This is a genomic window from Streptomyces sp. NBC_01077 (assembly GCF_045162855.1).
Lineage (GTDB): Bacteria > Actinomycetota > Actinomycetes > Streptomycetales > Streptomycetaceae > Streptomyces.
The window spans coordinates 3,496,032-3,516,695 of record NZ_CP108669.1 but is presented as its reverse complement, the minus strand read 5'-3'; the positions used below and the strand labels follow the sequence as shown (position 1 = coordinate 3,516,695).

Sequence of the window (20,664 nt, the reverse complement as noted above, 5' to 3'; positions counted from 1 at the left end):
CTCCCGTGTGAGTGTGTGTGGTTACTTGACGCGGATCGTGGCCGCGGCGAGCGCCGCGAACAGGGCGGCCGCTGCCGCCAGTGACACCGCGTCCCCGCCGAGGGTGAGCAGTGCGGCGAAGACCACGGTCGGGCCGAGTTCCATCGCCGTGTTCAGGACGCCGCCCGCCAGGCCCGCCCGGTGCGCCGGGACGCCCTCGGTGGCCAGGACGGCGGCGGCCGCGAAGGACAGGGCGCCGCCGGCCGGCAGCAGGAGCAGGCCGGGGAGGAGCCCGTACGCGTACGGGACCGAGGTGTCGAAACCGGTCGCGGCGAGCAGTCCGAGTCCCGCTGCCGCCGTTCCGAGCCCGGTCGCGGTCACGCGCCCGGGGCCGTACCGCCTGATCAGCGGGCCGGCGAGCCGTCCCGAGCCGAGCAGGGCGACCGCGAAGGGCACGAAGGCGGCGGAGGTCCCCAGCTCGTTCCAGCCGCGCTGCTGCTGGAACGCGAGGGAGAGCAGGATGAAGACGGTCGCCGTACCGGCCGCCGTGAGTCCGATCGCCGCGAGGCCCAGGACCCGGCGGCCGTCGCGCAGGAAGTCCGGCGGCAGCAGCGGGTCGGCGGTGCGTCGCTCGACGGCCGCGAAGGCGGCCAGGAGGACGAGCCCGCCGAGGAGGGGGACGAGGACGGGGGCGGAGCCCCAGGGGTGGGCGTCGGTGAGGACGAGCCCGAAACTGGCGAGCGTGATCCCGGCGGTGGCGAGCAGGGCGCCGGGGAGGTCGAGGGACCTGCGGTCGGCGGCGGGCCCGGGGAGGTCGGGGGACCGGCGGTCGACGGCGGGCCCGGGGGCGTCGTCGGGTGCGGTCCCGGGCAGTACGCGTGGCGTGAGGAGCAGGGCCGCGACGGTCACCGCCACCGGGACCGCGAAGGTGCCGCGCCAGGAGGTGGCCCCCGCGATCACCCCCGAGAGGAGATTCCCCGCCGTCGCGCCGAGCACGGAGAGGCCGCCCCAGGTGGCCATCGCCCTGCCGTACGCGGCCGGTTCGGGGAACAGGGACCGGAGCACCGCCATCGCCGCCGGGGCGACGAGCGCGGCGCCCACGCCCTGCCCGAACCGGGCGGCGAGCAGCGCCTCGTACCCGGGGGTGAGCGGCGCGAGGGCGGACGCGGCGCCGAAGACCAGCAGCCCCGTGGTGAGGCTCCGGCGCCCGCCGAAGCGGTCGGCGAGCCGCCCGCCGAAGAGCAGCAGCCCGGCGAAGGTCAGCCCGTACGCGGCGCTCAGCAGGATCAACTGGGCACGGTCGAGCCGGAATTCGGCGCCGATGCGGGGGAGGGGGACGGCGAGGGAGGCGAGCGTGAAGATGAGCGTCATCTGCACGGCCCCGAGGAGCGCGAAGCCGCCGCGTGTACGGGGGCCGGGTTCGCGCCCGCTGTTCGTGACCCCGCCGTTCGTGACCCCGCCGGGCTCCCGCGCCTTCGTCGAAAGCATTCCCATCCCCTATACTTGACTGTACATTCCAGAATTAGCGCCGAAGAATGGGCGCCCCCCGTGGGCGCCCATTCCTCATCCCTGCAGGCTCATTCCAGCAGGTCCAGTGCCTGTTCCGCCGCGTCCCGGACCCTGGTCGGGTCGCTCGACGCCTTGCCGACCACCCGGATCCCCTGGAGCAGCACGAGCAGCATGCGCGCCAGGGCTCGCGGGTCCCGGCCGGCCGGCAGCTCGCCCCCGGCGCGGGCCCGGGTGAGCGCCGCGTACAGGAGCGTCTCGACCTGCTCCCAGCTGAGCTCGACCCGGCGGGCCACCGCCGTGTCGTGCGGCCCCAGTTCCGCTGCCGAGTTGGTGACGAAACAGCCGTTCAGACGCTCCTTGTCGGCCGACGCCTCGGCGGCGAAACGGCGGACGAGCGTGCGGACGGCCGGCAGGGCCGGGCCCGGTGCGGACAGCTCCTCGACGAGCCGGGGGTCGCGGGTCTCCAGGTAGCGGTCCATCGCCTTCAGGTACAGCGCGTGCTTGTTCCCGAAGGTCGCGTAGATGCTGGCCCGGCCGACACCGAGGCGCTCCACGAGGTCCGACATCGTCGTCGCCTCGTAGCCGCGCGCCCAGAACAGCTCGAGTGCGGCCTGGAGCGCGGCGTCGGGATCGAATTCCTTGGTCCTGGCCACAAGAAGACCGTACGGCTATCTGGAACGATCAGTCAAGTTACGTCAGGCGTACGGGGAACACCGTCACGGCGACCTCGTCGTCGTCCAGGCACCGTCCCGTCTCCAGGTCGAAGCGCTGCTTCAGGAGCGGCGAGGCCACGAACGGACGTCCGCCCGCCGAGCCGACGAGCCCCCGGGAGAGCACCTGAGCCCCCGTGAACGGGTCCCGGTTGTCGATCGCGTACAGCCGTCCCGACCGGTCCCGGAAGACCGCCGCCTGCCGGCCGTCCGGCAGCAGCACCGCCGCGCCCCGGCCGGGCGTCAGCCGGGACTCCTCGCAGACCGTCAGCCAGGAGCCGGGGGCGGGCGAGAGTTCGAGTGAAGTCGTGGTGCGCGTCGTGAGAGTCGTCATCGGGAGGAAGCCCCTTCCAGCGTGCTGTTCGTCCTGCCGAGCGTCAGGATCGTGAGGTCCGGCTTGATCTGGTCGCGCTCCGGCACGAAGCGGACCGAGGGGTCCGGTGCCTCCGGCGCGTTCACGAAGGAGACGAAGCGCCGCAGCCGGTCCGGGTCGTCCAGGGTCTGCGCCCACTCGTCCTGGTAGTCGGCGACGTGCGCCGCCATCAGCGCCTCCAGCTCGTCGCAGAGCCCGAGCGAGTCGTGCACCACCACGTCCTTGAGGTGGTCGAGCCCGCCCTCCAGGCGCTCCAGCCAGGTCGACGTCCGCTCCAGGCGGTCCGCCGTCCGGATGTAGAACATCAGGAACCGGTCGATCAGCCGCACCAGTTCGGCGTCGGAGAGGTCCTGGGCGAGCAGGTCCGCGTGGCGCGGGGTCGCGCCGCCGTTCCCGCCGACGTACAGGTTCCAGCCGTTGGCCGTCGCGATGATCCCGAAGTCCTTCGACTGCGCCTCCGCGCACTCGCGGGCGCAGCCGGAGACCGCCGACTTGAGCTTGTGCGGGGCGCGCAGGCCCCGGTAGCGCAGCTCCAGCTGGATCGCCATCTTCACCGAGTCCTGGACGCCGTACCGGCACCAGGTCTGCCCCACGCAGGACTTGATCGTGCGCAGCGCCTTGCCGTACGCGTGCCCCGACTCGAAGCCCGCGTCGACCAGGCGGGTCCAGATCGCGGGGAGCTGGTCCACCCGGGCGCCGAAGAGGTCGATCCGCTGGCCGCCCGTGATCTTCGTGTAGAGGCCGAAGTCGCGGGCCACCTCGCCGATCACGATCAGCTTGTCCGGGGTGATCTCACCGCCGGGGATGCGCGGCACGACCGAGTACGAGCCGTTGCGCTGCATGTTGGCGAGGAAGTGGTCGTTGGTGTCCTGGAGGGAGGCCTGCTCGCCGTCCAGGATGTAGCCGCCGATGCCGAGTGTCGGGGCGAGAGAGGCGATGATCGAGCCGACGGTCGGCTTGCAGACCTCACAGCCCTCACCGCCCCGCGCCTCCGGCCGCCCGTGCGAGTCGAGCAGCGCGGCGAACGAGGTGATCCGCAGGGTGCGGGCGATCTCGTACAGCTCGCTCCGGCCGTACGAGAAGCAGCCGCAGAGCCCCTTGTCGGCCGGCGCCGGCAGCAGCTTCTCGATGATCTTCACGCAACTGCCGCAGCCCGTACCGGCCTTGGTGCACTTCTTCACCTCGGCGAGCGAGGAGCACTCGCCGATCGCATGCTTCGTCACGTTGTGGCAGGAGCAGATCACCGCGTCGTCCGGCAGTGCCGAAGGGCCGAGCGCCACCGGCGCGCCCGCGCCCGCCGGAAGCACCAGCTGCTCGGGGGAGACCGGCGGCACCGTGCCGGTGAGAGGGCGGAGCAGGCCGTACTGCTCGGCGTCGCCGACCAGGACACCGCCGAGGAGGACGCCGTCACCGCTCACGACCAGCTTCTTGTAGACGCCCGAGCGGGAGTCGGAGTACACGACGTCGAGGCAGCCCTCGGCCGTGCCGTGCGCGTCGCCGAACGAGGCCACGTCCACACCGAGCAGCTTCAGCTTCGTCGACAGGTCGGCGCCGGTGAAGCCGGCCCCCTCGCCCCCGCCGTCCCCGGTCTCGGCCGCCAGGGTCGCGGCCACCGTCAGCGCCATCTCGTAGCCCGGCGCCACCAGGCCGTACACCCGCCCGTCGGAGGCGAGCGCGCACTCGCCGATCGCGAAGACCGCCGGGTCCGACGTACGGCACTGCTCGTCGACCGCGATGCCGCCGCGCTCCCCGACGGTCAGGCCGCAGTCGCGGGCCAGCTGGTCCCGGGGGCGTACACCGGCCGAGAACACGACCATGTCCGTGGCCAGTTCGGAACCGTCCGACAGCTTCATGCCCGTCACGGCGCCGTCCGCCGTCACGACCTCCTGCGTGCCGATCCCGGTGTGGACGGTCAGACCCATCCGCTCGATCGTGCGCAGCAGCGCGGCGCCACCGCCCTCGTCGACCTGCACCGGCATCAGACGCGGCGCGAACTCCACCACGTGGGTGTCGAGTCCGAGGCCCTTGAGCGCGCCGGCCGCCTCCAGGCCGAGCAGACCGCCGCCGACGACCGCGCCGGTCGTCGCCGTCTTCGCGTACTCCTCGATGGCGAGGAGGTCCTCGATCGTCCGGTACACGAAACAGCCGCGGGCGTCCTTGCCGGGCACCGGCGGAACGAACGGGTACGAGCCGGTCGCGAGGACGAGCGCGTCGTACGCGAAGACCTGCCCGGAGCGGGCGGTGACCGTACGGGCCTCCCGGTCCACCGACTCCGCCGCATCGCCCACGTAGAGCTCGATGCCGTGCTTCTCCATGAAGCCCGCCTCGACCATCGACAGGTCGTCGGGCGTCTTTCCGGAGAAGTACGAGGTCAGCTGCACGCGGTCATAAGCCGGACGCGGCTCCTCGCAGAGGACCACGATCCTGGCCCGCTCGGTGACCCCACGGTCGGCGAGCGACTCCAGGAACCGCTGGCCGACCATTCCGTGGCCGACCAGGACGATCGTCGGGGTGCGTGTGGTCATGTCAGCGCTCATTGTCAGCAGCCTCCGTCGTGGGTGAGCAGGTGGAGCAGGGGGGCCTCCGGGAGGGCTTCGTCGCCCTCCCAGGCCCGGGCGAGCGCGCCGACCGCGGCGAGGTCACCGAGGAGGACGCCGCCGACGAGACGGTCTCCGCGGACGACCACCTTGCGGTAGGCGCGGCGGGTGGCGTCGGTGAGCTGGACCACGTCGTCGCCGGGTCGGGCGGTTGCTTCGCCGAAGGCGGCGAGGTCCAGCGGGGTGGCACCGCCGAGGGTGAGGCGGGTGAGGGCACGGGTGCCGGTGTAGCGGGGGGCGGCACCCTCGGCGAGGAGCAGGTCCGCCAGGACGTCGGCCTGTTCCAGGGCCGGGCCCGCCAGGCCGTAGACCCTGCCCGCGTGTTCCGCGCAGTCGCCGATCGCGTGGATGTGGGGGTCCGAGGTGCGGAGTTCGTCGTCGACCACGATGCCGGTGGCCACGTCGAGGCCCGCCTCGCGCCCCAGGGCCACCCTGGGGCGGACCCCGCAGGCCAGGACCACGACCTGGGCGTCGAGGACGAAGCCGTCGGCCAGTTCGACCGCCGTGACCTCGCCGTCCCGCTGCCGCAGCCCGCTCACCCGGCACTCGGTGTGCACCTCGACCCCGAGGGACTCGACGTGTTCACGCAGCAAGGCCGAGGCCGTCGCGTCCAGTTGGCGCTCCATGAGGCGCTCGCCCTGCTGGGTGAGCACGACCTCCGCGCCGAGCGCCGCCAGGGCCCGCGCCGCCGAGACTCCGAGGAGTCCGCCGCCGATGACCACCGCCCGCGCCCCGGGCCGTACCCGGTCGCGCAGCGCCAGGCAGTCGTCGAGCGTACGGAAGGCGTGGACGCCCTCCGGCAGCTCCGCCCCGCGCAGTCCGCGCAGCGGCGGAAGCACCGGGTTGGAGCCCGTGGCCAGGACCAGGCGGTCGTAGCCGACGAGCGAGCCGTCCGCGCACTCCACCGTCCGTGCCGCCCGGTCGATCCGCACCGCCCGCACCCCGAGCCGTACCGGCTCGCGGGTCCCGGGCAGGGCGGTCACCTCGGGGGCGTACCGCCCGGCGAGGACGTCGGCGAGCAGCACCCTGTTGTACGGGGCGTGCGGCTCCTCGCCGAGGAGGGTGACGGGCAGGCGCTGGGCGAGCCGGGCGCCCGCCGTTCCGCCCCCGACCACCACGATCCGTGTACTCATACCGGGAAGCGTGCGCGGCCGGTGTTACCCGACGGCATCCCGACTGTTTCCCGTACGGAACGCTGATCTCCGTCCCGGTGCCCGTCCGCTGTGAGGCCGGGCGGGGCGGCCGCCAGGATTAACCCGTGGTCAGGCTCGGCTCAAGCCAGGCTTAAGGATCGGGGGGACGGAGCTGAGCTGGGGATTCCCGTATACGGGCGGACCTAGTGTGCCGGATGTGACCACCGAGGCCAGCCACCCTCTCTACGTATCCCTCCGCAGCGAGCCGGTCCACGCCGCACCGCTGATACCGGCTCCGCCGTCCCCCGCCGCACCGCTGATACCGGCCCCGCCCGTGCCCGCGTCCGCTTCCCGGCCCCTTCCCGCCCTGCGGCTCGCCCCCGAGCGGCTGCGGGCCGCGATCCTCGCCGGTGCCGGGGCCGTCGCCCTTCTCTGGGGTGCCCAGGCCCGGCCCTCCGCCCGCCTCGACGCCTTCTTCGCGTCCGGTGCCCACCTCACCGGTCTGCTCGCCGGGTACGGCGTCCTCGTCCTGCTGCTGCTCATGGCCCGTGTCCCGGCCGTCGAGCACGGCGTCGGTGCCGACCGGCTCGCCCGCTGGCACGCCCTCGGCGGCCGGTACGTCCTCGGCCTGATCGGCGGCCACGCGCTCCTCGCGCTCTGCGGCTACGCCGTGCACACCCGTACCGACCTCGTCACCGCCACCGAGGACCTCCTCGCGTACGGGGCGATCGCCGCCGCCACCGCCGGAACCGCCCTCTTCGTCGCCGTCGGCATCACCTCCGCACGGGCCGTACGGCGCCGGGTCCGCCACGAGACCTGGCGGGCGATTCACCTCGGCGGGCTGCTCGCCGCCGCCCTCGGCTTCGTCCACCAGCTCGCCGGACCCGACATCGCCGACAGCCTCCTCGTCCGCTGGCTCTGGTCGATGGCCCACGGCACCGTCGCCGTCCTCCTCCTCTGGTACCGGCTCGTCGTCCCCGTCCGCGCCGCCCTGCGCCACGAGCTGCGGGTCGTCGAGGTCCGCGACGAAGGCCCCGGGGTCGTCTCGGTCCTCGTCCGGGGCAGGGGAGTGGCCCGACTGCGCGCCGAACCCGGCCAGTTCTTCCGCTGGCGCTTCCTGCGGCGCGGGCTCTGGGCGACCGCCCTGCCCTTCTCCCTCTCCGCGCCCGTCCGCGACGACACCCTGCGGATCACCGTCAAGGCCCTCGGCGACCACACCCGCCGCATCCGACGGCTCCGCCCCGGGACCCGGGTCCTCGCCTCGGGCCCCTTCGGCGCGCTGACCGCCCACCGCCGCACCCGCCGCAAGGTCCTGCTGCTCGCCGGCGGAGTCGGCATCACCCCGCTGCGCGCCCTGTTCGAGACGCTGCCCGGCGGGCCCGGCGACGTGACCCTGCTCTACCGGGCCTCCGACGCGGCCGGGCTCGTCCTGCGCGAGGAGCTGGAGTCCATCGCCCGCGCACGGCAGGCCGCCCTGCACTTCCTCCTCGGCCGCTCGGACGACTCCTTCGACCCCCTCGCCCCGCGCGCCCTGCGCCATCTGGTGCCGGACCTCGCCGCCCACGACGTGTACCTGTGCGGTCCGCCCGCGATGGCACGGGCCGCCACCGCCAACCTGATCCGGGCCGGGGTGCCGGCCTCCCGCATCCACAGTGAGGACTTCGACCATGCGTAGCCGGACCAGGGCCAGACACGGAGCTCCGCGTGCCCCGCGCGCCGTCGGAGAGGAGCAGGCCCGCCGCCGGCTCGCCGCCGTCCTCATCGGCGCCGGCGCGCTCGCCGCGACCCTCCTCACGGCCTCCGTCTCCCCGGCCGCGCCGCCGGCCCCCGACCGTGGGCCGGGCGCCGCAAGCTCAGACGTAGCTCAACTCTCCCGAGATTGATGGACGGGGCAACGATCGCCTCCCTAGGGTCATGGGCATGCCCGAGATCTCGCTGACCACCCTTGTCCTGCTGTGCCTCGCCGCGCTCGTGGCGGGCTGGATCGACGCGGTGGTCGGCGGTGGCGGGCTGCTCCTGCTGCCCGCCCTGCTGCTCGGGCTGCCGAACGTCCAGGCCGCCCACATCCTCGGCACCAACAAGGCCGTCGCGATCGTGGGCACCACCGGGGCCGCGGTCACCTACGTCCGCAAGGCACCCGTGCAGGTCTGGACGGCGGTACGCATCGGGCTCGCCGCCCTCACGGGCTCCATGGCCGGTGCCTTCTTCGCCGCCGGTATCAGCAGCGACGTCCTGCGCCCGGTCATCATGGTCGTCCTGCTCGCCGTGGCGGCCTTCGTGATGCTGCGGCCCTCGTTCGGCGCGAAGCCCGAGGGGGAGGAGCGGGCGCCGCTGACCCGGGCCCGGATCGTGACCGCGATCGTCGTGGTCGGCGGCGGGATCGGCTTCTACGACGGCCTGTTCGGGCCCGGCACCGGAACCTTCCTGGTCCTCGCGCTGACCGCGGTGCTCCACCTCGACCTGGTGACCGCCTCCGCCACCGCGAAGATCGTCAACGTCTGCACCAACGCGGGCGCGCTCGTGATGTTCGCGTACCAGGGCAGCGTGTACTGGCAGCTCGCCGCCGTCATGGCGGTCTTCAACCTGATCGGCGGGACGGTCGGTGCGCGGATGGCGCTCAGCAAGGGCGCCGAGTTCGTGCGCGGGGTGCTGCTCGTCGTGGTGCTCTCGCTGGTCGCGAAGCTCGCCTTCGACCAGTGGGCCTGACCTTCACCGGACCGGTTGCCGCACCCCGATGAGGTGGCCGTACGCGACCACGTTCCCCTGGTAGCCGTTCTTCTTCGAGAAGCCGCCGCCGCAGGTGATCACCCGGATCTCCGCGCGGTCCGCCTCGTCGTACACCTTCCGGTCCGGGAAGTCCTTGTTCCCGTAGACCTCGACCGCGTCGACCGTGAACACGGCGGTACGCCCGTCCTGCCGGTCCACCTCGATCCGGTGGCCCTTCTTCAGGGCGCCGAGCGTGTAGAAGACGGCCGGCCCGTCGGCGTTGTCCACATGGCCCGCGACGATCGCCGTGCCCTTGGCGCCGGGCCGGGTGCCGTCCTCGTACCAGCCGGCCATGTTCCGGTTCCCGGCCGGCGGTACGTCGAGCGAACCGTCCGAGGCCAGGCCGAGCCGCATCATCGGGGTGTCCACATCGGTCTCGGGGATGCGCAGCCGGACCGGCGCCGAGGGCGGCAGCGGGTCGGCGGCGGCGTCGGTGTGCACGCTCGGCCCGGCGGCGAAGGCCTGGGCGGCCGACGGGACGGGCGGGGTGACCTGCTCAGAGCCGTTCTGGACGAGCCAGAGCCCGACGCAGGCGGCCACGGCTATGCCCCAGCCCTTGCTCCTGTTGCTCACCTGGGTTCCCTAGGGTGTGGCCCTGCCCCCGCCGGGCCGTGTTCGGGCGCTCCGGCGGGGGCAGGACAGGCGGATGGTCTTCAGTGGCCCTGCGCGCCGCTCGCCCGGCGGCGCAGGAGCCAGACCCCGCCCACGGCAGCCGCGGCCAGCACCGCCGCGCCCGCCGTGACCTGGGCGGTGTCGGGGCCGACGCTGCCCCCGACACCGGTCTGGACGTGGCCGCTGGGACGGCGGTGCTTGACGGTCAGGTCGCCCCGGGCCGTCTTGCCGTTGTCGCAGGCCACGCTGATGCCGTACGTGCCGGCCTTGGCGTGCTCCGGTACGCGGAACTGTCCGACCACGACCTCCTTGTGCGTGCTCGGGCTCAGCTGGAACTCGCCCGCGCCGAGCGAGTTCGCGTCCCCGACGCCGTGACCGTGCTTGCCGCAGGCGAGCGTGTTGACGGTGACGGTGGTGCCGGGCTCGGCATCGGAGGGGAAGAGTTCGAGCCACTCGGAGTCGCCGGCGAAGGCCGAGGGGACGGCGAGGGCTCCGATCGCGGCGACCGTCAGCGCGGTACCGGTGAACAGGCGGGCAATGGTGCGCATGGGGGGCCTCCGGGGCGCGCGAGCGGTCGAGCGGGGCGGTCCTCCCGGGAGGGACTTCCCGGAACGACCTTCTGTGACCGAGATAAGAGCCGCCGCGCGCGCCGCGCCTCCTGATGAGGCATCAGGATTGGGCCGTCCGATACGGTGTGTCGCCTGGATTTCCGACGTTTATGCAGGTCGGGCCGGGTTTCGTTGTGTCAGCTGACGCCCCGTGCCGAACGGGTGACCGGGGTCCGTCCCGTCCGGCGCGCGGGTCAGATCCCCGTCAGCCCCCCGATCGCCTCCAGGGCCCACTGCTGGGCCCCCGCCGTCGCACCGGCCGCGATGCCCGTGGCCGCGGGGGCGAGGACTCCCCTGAGGGTGGCGAGCGCGCGCCGCAGCCTGCCCTCCTCGTCGGGATCCGCCCGGGTGATCACCGCGAGGACCTCCTCGGCGGCGTCCTGGGCGTCCCCGCGGTCCTGCTCGCCGAGACCGGATTCGGGCAGCTGCCGGATGAGTTCGTTCACGCGCTCGGCGAGTGCCTCGTACCCCGGCGCGACCGTGCGGTTGTCCTCCTGGCGCTGGACGACCTTCTCGTTGCTCCAGGCGAACTGGGAGTGGGAGACGGAGCCCTGGATGTGGAGGCCGTCCTGACGGGGAGTGTCCTGGGGGTCGTTCATGGCGAGGGTTCCTCTCCTTCGGTCTGGCGGTGCTGGTGCTGTTCGACCCGGTCGTTCTGCCACGCGAACTGGCCGCCGTGGACGTCGCCCTGGATCAACAGTCCGTTGACGATCACGGGGGCCGGCGCGGGCTCGGCCGGTTGTTCGGCCTGCCGGACGACCGGCAGGGACGTACGGAGCGAGACCAGGTCGACGAGGCCGTTGTGCACCACGCCACGCCCCTTCGAATCGGTCACGGAGCAGTTCACCAGGCGGCCCGTGCACTCCTCGGTGAAGGTCGCGCCTGCGAGCGCGCAGGCGGCGAAGTCGCTGTCCGCGATGTCCACGGAGGCGGATCCGCTCCCGGTGAGACCGATGCCGTCCGAGCCGGTCACCCGGAGTCTCCGCGCGACGAGCCGCGCCTGGCCGAAGGCGACGACCCCGCCGGTGCTCGTCCCGGTCGCCGCGCAGTCGTTCAGGATCAGCTGCGCCTGCTCGCCGGCGCTGAACCCGATGACTCCGCGCTCCCCTGTCACGTTCCGTGCGGTGACCCTGGCCTCGCCCGCGACGGCCAGCGTGGCCAGGCCGAAGTCGTGGAAGGCGGTGTCGGTGAGGTCGGCGGTGGTGCCGCCGTTGCCCCGTACTTCGAGGCCGGCCTGGCAGCGCTCCACGCGGAGGTGCTCGAAGACGGCCCCGGACTCGTCGAAGACCCGCAGAGCCACCCCCGTCAGGTCCTCGATCCGGACGTGACCGAAGCGGCCCCGGGCGCCCTCGGTGACGGCGATCCCGACGTTGCCCCCGGCGATGCGGCCGCGGAGGACCTCCGGTGTGCCACCCTTGGTGGAGTACACGGCGACGTTGCCCGCGTCGAGGATGTCGCAGTCCTGGAACCTGCCCCGGCCAGTCTCCCGGACGTACACGCCGGTGTCGCGGCACGCGGCGAACCTGCTGTGACGTACCAGCGGGTCGGCGCCGGACGTCACGCTGATGCCGTGCCGCGCGCCGGTGACATGGGTGCCGTCCACGGTGCCCCTGGACTGTTCGGCGAACAGGATTCCCTCGCCGTGCACGTCGGTGATCGTGCAGCTCCGCACGGTGAGTTCGGCCCGGGCGTCGGCGGCGAGCGCCGCCGACCCGGTGCCGGTCAGTCCGGAATCGCTGATCTCGGCATGCGCGTCGGAGACGAGCAGCCCGTGGACGCGGCTGCCCTCCACGCGGCTGCCGCGGACCACGACCCGGGCGCCGCCGATCGCGGCGATCGCGTTGTTCGCCGCGTCGGTGAACCGGCACCGCTCGACGAGCCCCTGGCTGCCGTCGAAGAGGACGCGCCCGTGCGCCACGTTGCTGTCCCGCAGGGTGACGGAGGTGTGCGGCCGGGCGAACACGGCGGGGCCGACGGCACGGTCGGCGCCGGCACGCGCCCGGATCCACGTGTGTTCCAGGGTGAGCGTTCCCGAGCCGCAGCCGACGACCTCCAGGCCCTCGCCCACCAGGTGGAGGCCGTCGACGTGGACCGTGCCGAAGGTCTGCAGGATGCGGCTCCGGCCGCTGACCGTGACGGAGCCGGGGCCGTCGGTGGCGATCAGTCGCACGTCGCCCCGGACGACCAGCGACTCCTCGTAGTGACCGGATGTGATCTCGATGACCGCCGGCCGGTTCCGTTCCGCCGCCGCGCGGAGCGCCGACGTGATGTCGCGGTGGGCGCGGCGGCCTCCGCGCGGCGAGACGACGTATCTCATGGACGGTGACTCCCCCCCCCGTAACGATCTCCGTACTGCTGTCTAGAGCGCGTCCCACTCCACCGAGTCGAACGCCGCGTACACCCGCTCCATCAGCTCCTCGTCCACCGCGAACGTCACCTCGTCGATCGCCGTCACGGCCGCGATGGAACGGGAGTTGGTGACGAACGCGGCCCGGTAGTCCGGCAGATCGGCCAGGGTGACCGGGCGCCGGACCGACTCCAGGCGGGGCTCCAGAAGGGCCATGGTGATCCCCAGGAGACAGGGCGCCGACGGCCAGACCACGGAAGTGCCGTCCCAGAAGGCGATGTTGGTGATCGCCCCCTCGGCGATCTCGCCGTACGGGGAGGTCAGAACGGCCTCGTCGTAGCCGACGCGCAGGGCCGCCTCGCGGTGGTAGCTCTGGCCGAAGCCGCCCAGGTGCTTGATGTGCGGCGCGGGTCGCCAGTACTCGGCGGTCGTCAGGCGCTGCGGGGCGCCGAGGCCGTCAGGGGCGGGTGCGGCGACGGTCACCATGACGCGGACGTCCGGGTACACGTACACCCGTACCGAGGCGTTCCGCTGCCCGGACGTCTCCAGGGCGCCGGTGATCAGGGTGCGGACCCGCTTGCCGTCCAGCTCCTGGTCGAAGAGCTCGCGGGTCGCGCGGTCGAGGCGGGCGAGGTGCAGGTCGAGGCCCTTCACGCGCCCGTCCCGTACCTGCATCGCCGTGAAGTGGCCGAAGCCGGACATGAGGGCGGCGAGCAGTGCGGGGTCGGCCGCGGGGACGCCGTCGATCTCGATGTAGGGGGGCGGAGTCGTCATGTACTCACCGTACGTCCCGGGAAACGGCCTTGGGAAAGAGCTGTGGAACGTCGCTTGACCTCAACCAAACTTGAGGTACCACGATCATCGGCATGGACATCACGAACGCCGTTCAGGCCACCGTCTCCGCCGCGCCCCTCACCCTCGCCGTCGTCGTCGCCAGCGACCGCGAAGGCCGCTTCGCCCCCGTCATCACCGACTGGTTCCGCTCCCGCCTCGCCGAGCGCGAGGACTTCACCGTCACCGTCGTCGACCTCGCCGAGGTCGACCTCCCCACCTCCCTCTCCTACCGCCCCTCCCCGGCAGTCAGCGCCGAACTCGCCAAGGTCGCACCCGTGTTGGAGGCAGCCGACGCCTTCGTCGTCGTCACCCCCGAGTACAACCACTCCTTCCCCGCCTCCCTCAAGAACCTGATCGACCGGCACTACACCGAATGGCAGGCCAAGCCCGTCGGCTTCGTCTCCTACGGCGGCATCTCCGGCGGCCTGCGCGCCGTCGAGCAACTCCGTCAGGTGTACGCCGAGATGCACGCGGTCACCGTCCGCGACACCGTCTCCTTCCACCACGCCCACGGGCTGTTCGACGAGGACGGGCGGCACAAGGACCCCGCCGGCGCGGAGGGCGCGGCCAAGGCGCTCCTCGACCAGCTCGGCTGGTGGGGCCGCGCCCTCAAGGACGCCAAGTCCGTCCGCCCGTACGGCGCGTGAGGAACCGTCACCATGCTGCTGCGACTCCTCGCGCCCCGCCTCAGGCCGTACCGGCCCCTCCTCGCCCTCCTCGTCGCCCTCCAGCTCGTCCAGTCCCTGGCCTCCCTCGCCCTGCCCACCCTCAACGCCGGCGTCATCGACCAGGGCGTCCTGCGCGGCGACACCGACCGTGTCCTCAGCGGCGGCGCCGCGATGGTCGCCGTCACCCTCCTCCAGGCGGCGGCCGCGGCCGCCGCCACCTACACCGGCGCCCGGGTCGCCATGGGCGTCGCCCGCGACCTGCGGTCCGAAGTCTTCCGCCGCGTCCAGGAGTTCTCCGCGCAGGAGCGGGGCCGCTTCGGCGCCGCCTCCCTCATCACCCGTACCACCAACGACGTCCAGCAGGTCCAGACGTTCACCGTCCTCGCCCTGACCATGCTGGTCGCCGCGCCGCTGCTCTGCTTCGGCGGCATCGCCATGGCCCTGCGCCAGGACGTGCCGCTCGCCCTGGTCCTCCTCCTCTTCGTGCCCGTGATGACCGGGGCCGTCGGCGCCGTCGTCCTGCGGATGCGGCCGCTCTTCAAAGGCATGCAGGAGCGCGTCGACCGCGCCAACCGGGTGCTGCGCGAGCAGATCACCGGCGTCCGGGTGGTCCGTGCCTTCGTCCGCGACCGGCACGAGCGGGAACGCTTCGCCGCCGCCAACGACGAACTCCTCTCCGTCGGCCTCCGGGCCGGCCGGCTCCAGGCCCTGATGTTCCCGACGGTGCTCATCATCTGGCAGCTGACGACCGTCGCCCTCGTGTACGTCGGCGCCCACCGCATCGACTCCGGCGCCCTCCAGCCGGGCGGGCTCGTCGCCTTCCTCGGCTACCTGCTCCAGACCTCGATGTCCGTGATGATGGTCCTCTTCCTCCTCATGCACATGCCCCGGGCCGAGGCGGGCGCCGTGCGCGTCCGCGAAGTGCTCGACACCCGCTCCTCCGTCGTCCCGCCGGCCGATCCGGTCCGGACCGTGGTCAGCCGCGGGCATCTGGAGGTCAGGAGCGCGGACTTCCGGTACCCGGGTGCGGAGGAGTCCGTCCTCAAGGACGTCGGGCTGGTGGCCCGGCCCGGTGAGACGACCGCGATCATCGGCTCGACCGGCAGCGGCAAGTCGACCCTGCTCGGCCTCGTCCCCCGGCTCTTCGACGCCACCGGCGGCGAAGTCCTCGTCGACGGCGTCGACGTCCGCAAGCTCGACCCGACGCTGATGGCGAAGACCGTGGGACTCGTCCCCCAGAAGCCCTACCTCTTCTCCGGGACCGTCGCCACCAACCTCCGCTACGGAAAGCCCGACGCGACCGACGAAGAGCTCTGGCACGCCCTGGAGGTCGCCCAGGCCACCGACTTCGTACGAGGACTCGACGAGGGCCTCGACGCGCCCGTCTCCCAGGGCGGCACCAACTTCTCCGGCGGCCAGCGGCAACGGCTCGCCATCGCCCGGGTCCTCGTCGCCCGCCCCCGCCTCTACCTCTTCGACGACTCCTTCTCCGCCCTCGACCCCCGGACCGATGCCCGGCTCCGCGCCGCCCTCCGCGAGGAGACGGCCGACTCGACCGTCGTGATCGTCGCCCAGCGGGTCTCCACCATCCGGCAGGCCGACCGGATCGTCGTCCTCGACCGGGGCCGGAGCATCGGCACCGGCACCCACACGTCCCTGATGCGGGACAACCCCACCTACCGGGAGATCGTCCTCTCCCAGCTCACCGAGGAGGAAGCCGCATGAGTACGGCCACGGCGAGCCGCGCCACGAAGGAGACACCGACCGGCAGCGCCCCCGCCCGCACCGGTCCCCCCTCCCCGCAGCGCGGCCCCGGCCTCCCCACCGCCCCCACCCTCGAACGCTCCCTCTCCTTCCGCGCCTCCGGCCTCCGCCTCCTCCGCACCCTCGCCCCCGACCGGGCCCGCCTCTTCGGCGTCCTCGCCGCCGGCGCCACCGCCGTCGCCCTCTCCGTCCTCGGCCCACTCCTCCTCGGCCGCGCCACCGACCTCGTCGTCACCGGCGCCACCGGCCCGGCCGGGGTCGACTTCGCGGCCGTCGGCCGGGTCCTCGCCCTCTCCGTCGTGGTCGTCGCCGGCTCCTCCCTCTTCACCTGGGTCCAGCTGCGGATCGCCACCACTGTCGTCCAGCGGGCCGGCCACCGGCTGCGCGAACACGCCCAGCACAAGCTGGCGAAGCTGCCCCTCGGCCACTTCGACCGGCAGTCGCGCGGTGAGGTCCTCTCCCGCACCACCAACGACATCGACAACATCACCCAGACCCTCCAGCAGGCCTTCAGCCAGATGACCCGCGCCCTGCTCAGCCTGGTGGGCGTCCTCGCGATGATGTTCTGGATCTCCCCGGTGCTCGCCCTCGTCGCCCTCGCCACGGTGCCCGTCTCGGTCGCCGTCGCCGCCTTCGTCGGCCGCCGCGCCCAGCCGCAGTTCGTGAAGCAGTGGGCGGTCACCGGCCGGCTCGGCAGTCACGTCGAGGAGATGATCACCGGCCACACCGAGGTCGTCGCCTTCGGCCGGCGCGCCGAGGCGGTCCGCCGCTTCGACGAGCTCGGCGAGGAGCTGTACCGGGCGAGCTTCCGCGCCCAGTTCGTGTCCGGGTTCATCCAGCCCGCGCTGACCTTCGTCGGCAACCTGAACTACGTCGTCATCGCCGTGGTCGGCGGACTGCGGGTGGCGAGCGGCACGCTGTCCGTCGGCGACGTGCAGGCCTTCATCCAGTACTCGTACGACTTCAACGGCCCGATCACCCAGGTCGCCGCCATGGCCAACCTGCTCCAGTCCGGGGTGGCCTCCGCCGAGCGGGTCTTCGACCTCCTCGACGCCGAGGAGGAGGACCCGGACCCGGCCGAGCCCGAGCGAAGCGAGATGGGGGTCCCCCCGGCCGGAGGCTGGGGGAGCCCGGACGTGCTCCGGGGCAAGGTCTCCTTCGAGAAGGTCGCCTTCCGCTACGAGCAGGGAAAGCCGCTCATCGAGGACCTGTCGCTCACGGTCGAGCCGGGCAGGACCGTCGCCATCGTCGGCCCCACCGGGGCGGGCAAGACGACCCTGGTCAACCTGCTCCTGCGCTTCCACGAGGTGACCGGCGGCCGGATCACCCTCGACGGCGTCGACACGGCGGAGATGACCCGGGAGGACCTGCGCTCCGGCATCGGCATGGTCCTCCAGGACACCTGGCTCTTCGGCGGCACCATCGCCGACAACATCGCGTACGGAGTGCCCGGCGAGGTCTCGCGCGAGCGGATCGTCGCAGCGGCCCGGGCCGCGCACGCCGACCGGTTCGTGCGCACCCTGCCCGCCGGGTACGACACCGTCCTCGACGAGGACGGGGGAGGCCTCAGCGCCGGCGAGAAGCAGCTGATCACCCTCGCCCGCGCCTTCCTCTCGGACCCGGTGATCCTCGTCCTCGACGAGGCCACCAGCTCCGTCGACACCCGCACCGAACTCCTCGTCCAGCAGGCGATGTCCTCGCTCCGCGCGGGCCGCACCAGCTTCGTCGTCGCCCACCGGCTCTCCACGATCCGGGACGCCGACACCATCCTGGTGATGGACAGCGGCTCGATCGCCGAACAGGGCAGCCACGAGGAGCTGCTCGCCGCCGGGGGAGCGTACGCCCGGCTGCACGCGGCCCAGTTCGCCCCTACGGTGGAGACGTGATCGTCACCGTCCGCACCACCACCGACGCGCGCGCCAAGGCCGATGCCCTGGCGCGCGGCGCCGTCGAGGCCCGGCTCGTCGCCTGCGCGCAGATCTCGGGGCCCGTCACCTCCGTCTACCACTGGCAGGGCGCGATCGAGACCACCGAGGAGTGGGAGGTGGTGTTCAAGACCACCGAGGCCCGCTACCCGGCCCTGGAGGCGTACCTGCTCGCCGCCCACGACTACGAGACGCCCGAGATCCTCGCCACCCGGGTGACCCGGGTCAGCGAGGGCTACGCCCGCTGGGTCGAGGGGGAGACCGCGGCGGCGGCGGTGATCGAGAGCCCGGTGGGCGACGAGCGGCCGTTCTTCGTGTACGGGACGCTGCGCCCGGGCGCGTACAACCACGACCGGTTCCTCTCCGGCCGGATCGGCACCGAGGCGGACGCCGTGCTGCACGGGGCGGTCCTGCACGACGGGCCCGGCTATCCGTACGTCGTCCCGGCGGACGAGGGCCGGGTGGTCGGCACCCTGCTCACGCCCGCCCCCGGCGCCTACGGCGAACTGTTCGGCCTGCTCGACCGTCTTGAGCTGCCCGTCGGGTACGAGCGGGTGGCGATGGACGTCGTACGGGCGGGGGACGGGGCGCGGGTGTCCGCATGGGTGTTCCTGGCGGCGCCGGACGCGCCCCTCGGCGAGGTCATCGAGAGCGGCGACTGGTTCAGCCGGCCGTAGCCGCCGCGCTCTCCGCGCGCTCCAGACGCACCGCGCACACCTTGAACTCCGGCATCCGGGAGACCGGGTCGAGCGCCGGGTTCACCAGGGTGTTGGCCCGGCCTTCGCCCGCCCAGTGGAACGGCATGAAGACGGTGTCCGGCCGGATGGCCGTGGTGATCCGGGCCGGTGCGACGGCCCGGCCGCGCCGCGAGATCACCGCGACCCGCTCGCCCTCGGCCACCCCGATCCGCTCGGCGATCCGGGGGTGGAGCTCCACGAAGGGGCCGGGCGCCGCCGCGTTCAGCTCGGCGACCCGCCGGGTCTGCGCGCCCGACTGGTACTGGGACACGACCCGGCCGGTGGTGAGGACCACCGGGTACTCGGCGTCCGTCTCCTCGGCCGCCGCCCGGTGCACCACCGGCACGAACCGGGCCCGCCCGTCGGGGGTCGCGAACCGCTCCAGGAACAGCCGGGGCGTCCCCGGGTGGGCGTCGGCGCCCTCCGGGGTCTCGGGGCAGGGCCAGAAGACGCCCTGCTCCTCCTCGATCCGCCGGTAGTCGATGCCCGAGTAGTCGGCGGGGCCGCCGGCCGAAGCGCGGCGCAGCTCGTCGAAGACCTCCTCCGGCTCGGCGGAGAAACCCTTCTCCCAGCCGAGGAGCCCGGCGAGCGCGTGCAGCACCTCCAGGTCGCTGCGGACCCCGGCGGGCGGGGTGAGGGCGCGCCGGCGGAGCAGTACACGCCCCTCCAGGTTGGTCATGGTGCCGGTCTCCTCCGCCCACTGGGTGACGGGCAGGACGACATCGGCGAGCGCGGCGGTCTCGGAGAGCACGACGTCGGCGACGGCGAGGAAGCCGAGCGAGCGCAGCCGTCCCTCGACGTGTGCGGCGCGGGGCGCGGAGACCACCGGGTTGGAGCCCATGAGGAGCAGGGCCCGCACGTCGCCGCCGAGCGCGTCGAGGAGCTCGTACGCGCTCCGCCCGGGGCCGGGCAGCGACTCGGGGGGCACGCCCCAGACCCCGGCCACGTGCGCGCGTGCGGCCGGGTCGTCGAGCTTGCGGTAGCCGGGGAGCTGGTCGGCCTTCTGGCCGTGCTCGCGCCCGCCCTGGCCGTTGCCCTGACCGGTGAGGCAGCCGTAGCCGCTGAGCGGCCGGCCCGCCTTGCCGGTGGCCAGGCAGAGGTTGATCCAGGCGCCGACGGTGTCGGTGCCCTTGGACTGCTGCTCGGGGCCGCGCGCGGTCAGCACCATGCCGGTCCCGGCGTCGGCGAACATCGCGGCGGCCTCCCGGAGCTGAGGCACCGGCACGCCGGTGATGCGCTCGACCTGCTCGGGCCAGTGGGACATGGCCCCGGCCCGCGCGGCCTCCCAGCCGGAGGTGCGCTCCCGGACGAACTCCTCGTCCACCCGCCCCTCGGCGACGACGAGGTGCAGCATGCCGAGGGCGAGCGCGAGGTCCGTGCCGGGGCGCGGAGCGAGGTGGAGGTCGGCCTGTTCGGCGGTCCGGGTGCGGCGCGGATCGATGACGATCAGCTTTCCGCCGTTCTCCTTCAGCTCGGTGAGGTAGCGGAGGGCCGGCGGCATGGTCTCGGCCAGGTTGGAGCCGACGAGGATCACGCAGCCGGTCCTCGGGATGTCCTCCAGGGGGAACGGGAGGCCCCGGTCCAGGCCGAAGGCCCTGCCGTGCGCGGCGGCCGCCGACGACATGCAGAAGCGCCCGTTGTAGTCGATCTGCGAGGTGCCGAGCACGAGCCGGGCGAACTTCCCCAGCGTGTACGCCTTCTCGTTGGTGAGGCCGCCGCCGCCGAAGACCCCCACGGCATCGGGACCGTGGTCGGCGCGGGTCCGGCGCAGCCCGTCGGCGACGGCGGCGAGAGCCTCCTCCCAGGACGCGGGCACCAGGGCCCCCGTGTCAGGGCATCGGACCAGGGGCTCGGTGAGCCGGACCCGGGAGGAGAGCACGGCGGGGGCGGTGCGGCCCTTGCCGCACAGCGCACCCCGGTTGACGGGGAAGTCGGTCCGGTCGACCACCTCAGCGGGCAGCTCCGGGGTGCCGGTGGGGCGGAGCGACATGCCGCACTGCAGGGCGCAGTAGGGGCAGTGGGTGGGAACGGCGGTGACCTCGGACATACGGTCAGCGTGCGTCGGCCGTGTTACGCGGGGCGGCACCGCTCATTACGGGCGC

At 73.2% G+C, this 20,664-nt stretch carries 18 protein-coding genes; 7 read left to right on the top strand and 11 right to left on the bottom strand.

Annotated elements, in window-relative coordinates; genetic code table 11:
• Positions 1-21 precede the first annotated feature (21 nt).
• The 5 genes from OG462_RS15735 to OG462_RS15715 form a co-directional block, all read right to left on the bottom strand.
• Positions 22-1,473, bottom strand: a complete 1,452-nt coding sequence (locus OG462_RS15735; RefSeq protein ID WP_406058063.1) for an MFS transporter — start codon at positions 1,471-1,473, stop codon at positions 22-24.
• An 83-nt stretch (positions 1,474-1,556) separates the two neighbouring features.
• The gene (locus tag OG462_RS15730; RefSeq protein ID WP_406058062.1) at positions 1,557-2,141 is read right to left on the bottom strand and encodes a TetR/AcrR family transcriptional regulator; all 585 of its coding nucleotides are present in this window, start codon (positions 2,139-2,141) and stop codon (positions 1,557-1,559) included.
• 37 nt (positions 2,142-2,178) lie between these two features.
• A complete protein-coding gene (gene nirD / locus OG462_RS15725) occupies positions 2,179-2,532 on the bottom strand; it encodes a nitrite reductase small subunit NirD (RefSeq protein WP_406058061.1) in 354 nt (117 codons plus the stop codon).
• Positions 2,529-5,096, bottom strand: coding sequence for a nitrite reductase large subunit NirB (nirB, locus tag OG462_RS15720; RefSeq protein ID WP_406058060.1), 2,568 nt, complete (start codon positions 5,094-5,096; stop codon positions 2,529-2,531). The genes nirD and nirB overlap by 4 nt, the downstream gene beginning before the upstream one ends.
• A 14-nt stretch (positions 5,097-5,110) precedes the next feature.
• Positions 5,111-6,301 (bottom strand): NAD(P)/FAD-dependent oxidoreductase, encoded by a 1,191-nt coding sequence (locus tag OG462_RS15715; RefSeq protein ID WP_406058059.1) that lies wholly within the window; start codon positions 6,299-6,301, stop codon positions 5,111-5,113.
• A 367-nt stretch (positions 6,302-6,668) separates the two neighbouring features.
• Between OG462_RS15715 and OG462_RS15710 the strand changes: the two genes are divergently transcribed.
• Genes OG462_RS15710 through OG462_RS15700 form a run of 3 tightly spaced genes read left to right on the top strand, consistent with a single transcriptional unit; the run spans position 6,669 to position 9,007 of the window.
• Positions 6,669-7,976 (top strand): ferric reductase-like transmembrane domain-containing protein, encoded by a 1,308-nt coding sequence (locus OG462_RS15710; RefSeq protein ID WP_406066558.1) that lies wholly within the window; start codon positions 6,669-6,671, stop codon positions 7,974-7,976.
• Positions 7,969-8,184, top strand: coding sequence for a hypothetical protein (locus OG462_RS15705; RefSeq protein WP_406058058.1), 216 nt, complete (start codon positions 7,969-7,971; stop codon positions 8,182-8,184). The genes OG462_RS15710 and OG462_RS15705 overlap by 8 nt, the downstream gene beginning before the upstream one ends.
• Positions 8,185-8,221: 37 nt before the next feature.
• Complete coding sequence (locus tag OG462_RS15700; protein ID WP_406058057.1) at positions 8,222-9,007, top strand: sulfite exporter TauE/SafE family protein; 786 nt, start codon at positions 8,222-8,224, stop codon at positions 9,005-9,007.
• 3 nt (positions 9,008-9,010) lie between these two features.
• On the opposite strand, the gene OG462_RS15695 is transcribed toward OG462_RS15700, so the two are convergent.
• The 5 genes from OG462_RS15695 to OG462_RS15675 form a co-directional block, all read right to left on the bottom strand.
• On the bottom strand, positions 9,011-9,640 hold the full coding sequence (locus OG462_RS15695; RefSeq protein WP_406058056.1) for a class F sortase: 630 nt from the start codon (positions 9,638-9,640) through the stop codon (positions 9,011-9,013).
• An 80-nt stretch (positions 9,641-9,720) separates the two neighbouring features.
• Positions 9,721-10,227: a hypothetical protein gene (locus OG462_RS15690; RefSeq protein ID WP_406058055.1), complete on the bottom strand. Its 507-nt coding sequence runs from the start codon at positions 10,225-10,227 to the stop codon at positions 9,721-9,723.
• A gap of 254 nt (positions 10,228-10,481) precedes the next feature.
• The gene (locus tag OG462_RS15685; RefSeq protein WP_406058054.1) at positions 10,482-10,886 is read right to left on the bottom strand and encodes a hypothetical protein; all 405 of its coding nucleotides are present in this window, start codon (positions 10,884-10,886) and stop codon (positions 10,482-10,484) included.
• A complete protein-coding gene (locus tag OG462_RS15680) occupies positions 10,883-12,604 on the bottom strand; it encodes a right-handed parallel beta-helix repeat-containing protein (protein ID WP_406058053.1) in 1,722 nt (573 codons plus the stop codon). Before OG462_RS15680 ends, OG462_RS15685 begins: the two co-directional genes overlap by 4 nt.
• Positions 12,605-12,646: 42 nt before the next feature.
• Positions 12,647-13,408 (bottom strand): aminotransferase class IV, encoded by a 762-nt coding sequence (locus OG462_RS15675; protein ID WP_406058052.1) that lies wholly within the window; start codon positions 13,406-13,408, stop codon positions 12,647-12,649.
• Positions 13,409-13,500: 92 nt separating this feature from the next.
• Between OG462_RS15675 and OG462_RS15670 the strand changes: the two genes are divergently transcribed.
• Genes OG462_RS15670 through cutA form a run of 4 tightly spaced genes read left to right on the top strand, consistent with a single transcriptional unit; the run spans position 13,501 to position 18,502 of the window.
• The gene (locus tag OG462_RS15670) at positions 13,501-14,115 is read left to right on the top strand and encodes an NADPH-dependent FMN reductase (protein WP_406058051.1); all 615 of its coding nucleotides are present in this window, start codon (positions 13,501-13,503) and stop codon (positions 14,113-14,115) included.
• Between the two features lie 12 nt (positions 14,116-14,127).
• The gene (locus OG462_RS15665) at positions 14,128-15,861 is read left to right on the top strand and encodes an ABC transporter ATP-binding protein (RefSeq protein ID WP_406058050.1); all 1,734 of its coding nucleotides are present in this window, start codon (positions 14,128-14,130) and stop codon (positions 15,859-15,861) included.
• On the top strand, positions 15,858-17,786 hold the full coding sequence (locus OG462_RS15660) for an ABC transporter ATP-binding protein (RefSeq protein ID WP_406058049.1): 1,929 nt from the start codon (positions 15,858-15,860) through the stop codon (positions 17,784-17,786). Before OG462_RS15665 ends, OG462_RS15660 begins: the two co-directional genes overlap by 4 nt.
• Positions 17,783-18,502: a divalent cation tolerance protein CutA gene (gene cutA / locus OG462_RS15655; RefSeq protein ID WP_406058048.1), complete on the top strand. Its 720-nt coding sequence runs from the start codon at positions 17,783-17,785 to the stop codon at positions 18,500-18,502. Before OG462_RS15660 ends, cutA begins: the two co-directional genes overlap by 4 nt.
• On the opposite strand, the gene OG462_RS15650 is transcribed toward cutA, so the two are convergent.
• Positions 18,489-20,609, bottom strand: coding sequence for a molybdopterin oxidoreductase family protein (locus OG462_RS15650; protein ID WP_406058047.1), 2,121 nt, complete (start codon positions 20,607-20,609; stop codon positions 18,489-18,491). The two genes, cutA and OG462_RS15650, sit on opposite strands and share 14 nt — an antisense overlap.
• Between the last annotated feature and the right edge of the window lie 55 nt (positions 20,610-20,664).

Bases quoted from the DNA above. Each gene is read 5' to 3' on its own strand.
- OG462_RS15735 (WP_406058063.1), bottom strand. From the start codon at position 1,473: ATGGGAATGCTTTCGACGAAGGCGCGGGAGCCCGGCGGGGTCACGAAC.
- nirD (WP_406058061.1), bottom strand. From the start codon at position 2,532: ATGACGACTCTCACGACGCGCACCACGACTTCACTCGAACTCTCGCCC.
- nirB (WP_406058060.1), bottom strand. From the start codon at position 5,096: ATGACCACACGCACCCCGACGATCGTCCTGGTCGGCCACGGAATGGTC.
- OG462_RS15715 (WP_406058059.1), bottom strand. From the start codon at position 6,301: ATGAGTACACGGATCGTGGTGGTCGGGGGCGGAACGGCGGGCGCCCGG.
- OG462_RS15705 (WP_406058058.1), top strand. From the start codon at position 7,969: ATGCGTAGCCGGACCAGGGCCAGACACGGAGCTCCGCGTGCCCCGCGC.
- OG462_RS15700 (WP_406058057.1), top strand. From the start codon at position 8,222: ATGCCCGAGATCTCGCTGACCACCCTTGTCCTGCTGTGCCTCGCCGCG.
- OG462_RS15690 (WP_406058055.1), bottom strand. From the start codon at position 10,227: ATGCGCACCATTGCCCGCCTGTTCACCGGTACCGCGCTGACGGTCGCC.
- OG462_RS15685 (WP_406058054.1), bottom strand. From the start codon at position 10,886: ATGAACGACCCCCAGGACACTCCCCGTCAGGACGGCCTCCACATCCAG.
- OG462_RS15680 (WP_406058053.1), bottom strand. From the start codon at position 12,604: ATGAGATACGTCGTCTCGCCGCGCGGAGGCCGCCGCGCCCACCGCGAC.
- OG462_RS15675 (WP_406058052.1), bottom strand. From the start codon at position 13,408: ATGACGACTCCGCCCCCCTACATCGAGATCGACGGCGTCCCCGCGGCC.
- OG462_RS15670 (WP_406058051.1), top strand. From the start codon at position 13,501: ATGGACATCACGAACGCCGTTCAGGCCACCGTCTCCGCCGCGCCCCTC.
- OG462_RS15665 (WP_406058050.1), top strand. From the start codon at position 14,128: ATGCTGCTGCGACTCCTCGCGCCCCGCCTCAGGCCGTACCGGCCCCTC.
- OG462_RS15660 (WP_406058049.1), top strand. From the start codon at position 15,858: ATGAGTACGGCCACGGCGAGCCGCGCCACGAAGGAGACACCGACCGGC.
- OG462_RS15650 (WP_406058047.1), bottom strand. From the start codon at position 20,609: ATGTCCGAGGTCACCGCCGTTCCCACCCACTGCCCCTACTGCGCCCTG.